Genomic DNA, 3,362 nt, shown 5'->3' on the forward strand with positions numbered 1-3,362 from the left:
TCTAAAGTAGAATGTGAAATTGGAATTGCCCTTATGGCAATAAATATAAGAAAATTAGCTCGATAAGTGCTAATTTTAAGTAGAATTCAAATGAAAAAACACCACAAAATCTTTTGAAGTGATTTTTGTGGTGTTTTTCTTGGAAGCTGAAACCCTATGTCCCAGCCCCATTTTATGTGATAACGACATCATTATCAAACTTTAAATATCAATGTTAAAATAAGAATGTAATTATAAAGAAAGTGGTGAACATCTTGGCAAATGCATTAGTCCAAGCAATACATAATGAGTATCAATTCTCTATCAAACAAATCGAAGCAGTTTTAAAACTTTTAGAAGATAAAAACACTGTACCATTTATCGCACGTTATCGAAAAGAAATGACTGATGGCTTAGATGAAGTTGAAATTAAAAAAATTGCAGATGAATTTAACTATCTGCAAAACCTTCAAAAACGTAAAGATGAAGTTATACATAGTATTGAGCAACAAGGCTTATTAACAGAAACTTTGAAACAAGACATTTTGAAGCAAACGAAGCTTCAACGTGTTGAAGATTTATACCGACCATATAAACAAAAAAAGAAAACAAGAGCAACAGAAGCGAAAAGAAAAGGATTGGCGCCTTTAGCAAAATGGATTGATGCGCAAAATGAAACGGAAAGCATTGATATACGAGCAAAACAATTTATCAATGAGGAAGTGCCTACAATTGAAGCGGCAATTTTAGGCGCACAAGATATCATTGCAGAACGTATTGCAGACCATCCACAATATCGACAGCGTATACTTAATGAAACACAGCGACATGGTGTAATAACAGCTACAAAAAAGAAAAATGCTGTAGATGAAAATGAAATTTTTGCAATGTATTATAATTATTCTGAGCCTTTAAAACGTTTAGCCAATCACCGAATTTTAGCTATGAATCGCGGTGAAAAAGAGAAAATATTAGCTATTAAAATTGATGTGGATCAATCACTGATTATTGATCACATTAAGCATTCTGAAATTATGGGGGATAACCCATTATCACATATCGTTAAAAATGCAATAGAAGATGCGATGAAACGCTTGATTTTTCCATCTATAGAACGTGAAATACGTACGGACCTTACAAAACGAGCAGAAGATAGTGCGATAGAAGTGTTTAGTAAAAATCTCAAACAATTGTTATTACAACCACCATTAAAACAAAAACAAATTTTAGGTATTGATCCTGCCTATAGGACAGGTTGTAAACTGGCAGTTATTAATTCTATGGGCTCATTTGTAGCAAAATCTGTCATGTATCCACACCCACCAGTTTCCAAAATGAAAGATGCAGAACGCATATTTTTAAATATCATTAACACGTACGATATTGATTTGATTGCAATAGGTAATGGCACAGCGAGTCGAGAAACAGAACAATTCGTAGCAAATATGATACAAACGCACGGTTTGAAAGTTCAATATATTATCGTGAATGAAGCGGGTGCATCAGTCTATTCTGCGTCTGATATAGCGAGACAAGAGTTCCCAGATTTCCAAGTAGAAGAACGTAGTGCAGTGTCAATTGGTCGCCGTGTACAAGATCCATTAAGTGAGCTTGTTAAAATAGACCCTAAATCAATAGGAGTGGGGCAATATCAACATGATGTAAACCAAAAACAATTAGGTGAAGCGCTCGATTTTGTTGTTGAAACGGCTGTAAACCAAGTAGGTGTCAATGTTAATACTGCGTCAAGTACTTTATTGCAACATGTTGCGGGATTGTCAAAACCAATAGCAAATAACATTATTCAATATAGAGAAGAAAACGGTAAGATTACACATCATAAAGAAATCAATAAAGTGAAACGATTAGGTCAAAAAACCTTTGAGCAAAGTATCGGGTTTTTAAGAATTGTAGATGGAGAAGAGCCATTAGATAACACACCCATCCATCCAGAAAGTTACGCTGTAACATATCAATTGTTAGATGAACTCAATATTGATGTTGCAGAATTAGGTAGTAAGCAACATCAACAAACCTTTGAAAACTTAAATATAGAAGCTTGTGCAGAAAAGTTAAATATTGGTGTGCCAACTCTGGAGGATATAGTTCAAGCGCTTATGGCACCGAACCGAGATCCACGTGATGAATATGAAACGCCTCAACTTAAATCAGATGTATTATCCATTGAAGATTTAACAAAAGGTATGAAATTAAATGGTACTGTAAGAAACGTCGTAGATTTTGGTGCTTTTGTAGATATTGGTGTGAAACAAGATGGTTTGGTGCATATTTCTAAATTGGCGAAACGCTTTGTGAAACATCCTATGGATATTGTCAGTGTAGGCGATATTGTTGAAGTATGGGTAGAGCGCATTGATGTTGATAAAGGAAAAGTCGCACTCACAATGATTGATCCTAATGGACAATGAGACTTTACAATCACGAGCTGAATCTATCGCGCTAACCTATTTTGGACGTCCATTTATACATCGGATTTATTTTAATCACCGCCTACGAACAACTGGAGGACGATATTTATTAAAGTCACACGATATAGAGATAAACCCGAAACAGTACGAACATTTTGGAGAGGCAGCGATTGATGCGATTATAAAACATGAATTGTGTCATTATTTTCTTCATCTAGATGGAAAAGGATATCAACATAGAGATTCAGATTTTAAAAAATTAAGTCAAATGGTTCATGCCCCTCGATTCTGTACACCTACAGAAACGTACCGTGAACGTGCGAATTATGAATACATGTGTACAAAGTGTCATCAAAAATTTTTGAGAATCCGAAAAGTAAACACCAGAAAGATGAGATGTGGACGTTGTGGCGGTGGGTTGAAAATAACGTCGTATTTATCATAATTTGATTAGTAAGTATCTTATCTTTCATAGAAAAGGGTAAAGATTCCGTTTGAAAGGAATTTTTATCCTTTTTTTAAGAAATAAAGGTTATTGACTTTGCATATTTTGATACGTATAATAATAAAAGTCGTCACATTAATTATGACGCACTTATGTGAAAATGATTGTTGACTTCATGAGGTGAATAGGTTATGATTTAATATGTTGCCAAATTAAAGTTAAAGACGTTTTACAAATATTAATCTTTTGTTAAAAAAGTGTTGACTTTAGTTAATGAGGATAGTACAATAAATCTTGTCGAAAAAATCAATGATTTTTACCGAGCGGTCGTGGCGGAACGGCAGACGCGCTAGGTTGAGGGCCTAGTGGGAGTATTCCCGTGGAGGTTCAAATCCTCTCGGCCGCATCAACATCGAATATAACACTTGCGGGTGTAGTTTAATGGCAAAACCTCAGCCTTCCAAGCTGATGTTGTGGGTTCGATTCCCATCACCCGCTCCATTAATTAT

Annotated in this window: 2 protein-coding genes and 2 tRNA genes; all 4 read left to right on the top strand. The window is 34.9% G+C overall.

Annotation, left to right across the window (positions count from 1 at the left end):
- The first annotated feature begins 254 nt into the window (after positions 1 to 254).
- The 4 genes from G8Y85_RS10080 to G8Y85_RS10095 all read left to right on the top strand — a co-directional run bounded on the left by G8Y85_RS10080 (position 255) and on the right by G8Y85_RS10095 (position 3,354).
- Positions 255 to 2,408, top strand: a complete 2,154-nt coding sequence (locus tag G8Y85_RS10080) for a Tex family protein (RefSeq protein ID WP_060551511.1) — start codon at positions 255 to 257, stop codon at positions 2,406 to 2,408.
- Positions 2,398 to 2,853 carry a SprT family protein gene (locus G8Y85_RS10085; protein ID WP_060551510.1) on the top strand — a complete coding sequence of 152 codons (456 nt, stop codon included), beginning with the start codon at positions 2,398 to 2,400 and terminating at the stop codon, positions 2,851 to 2,853. Before G8Y85_RS10080 ends, G8Y85_RS10085 begins: the two co-directional genes overlap by 11 nt.
- Positions 2,854 to 3,176: 323 nt before the next feature.
- Positions 3,177 to 3,259 (top strand) — tRNA-Leu (locus G8Y85_RS10090).
- Positions 3,260 to 3,280: 21 nt separating this feature from the next.
- Positions 3,281 to 3,354 (top strand) — tRNA-Gly (locus tag G8Y85_RS10095).
- The last annotated feature ends 8 nt before the right edge of the window (positions 3,355 to 3,362 follow it).

Source organism: Staphylococcus sp. 11007852 (assembly GCF_011394325.1).
GTDB classification, from domain to species: domain Bacteria; phylum Bacillota; class Bacilli; order Staphylococcales; family Staphylococcaceae; genus Staphylococcus; species Staphylococcus agnetis.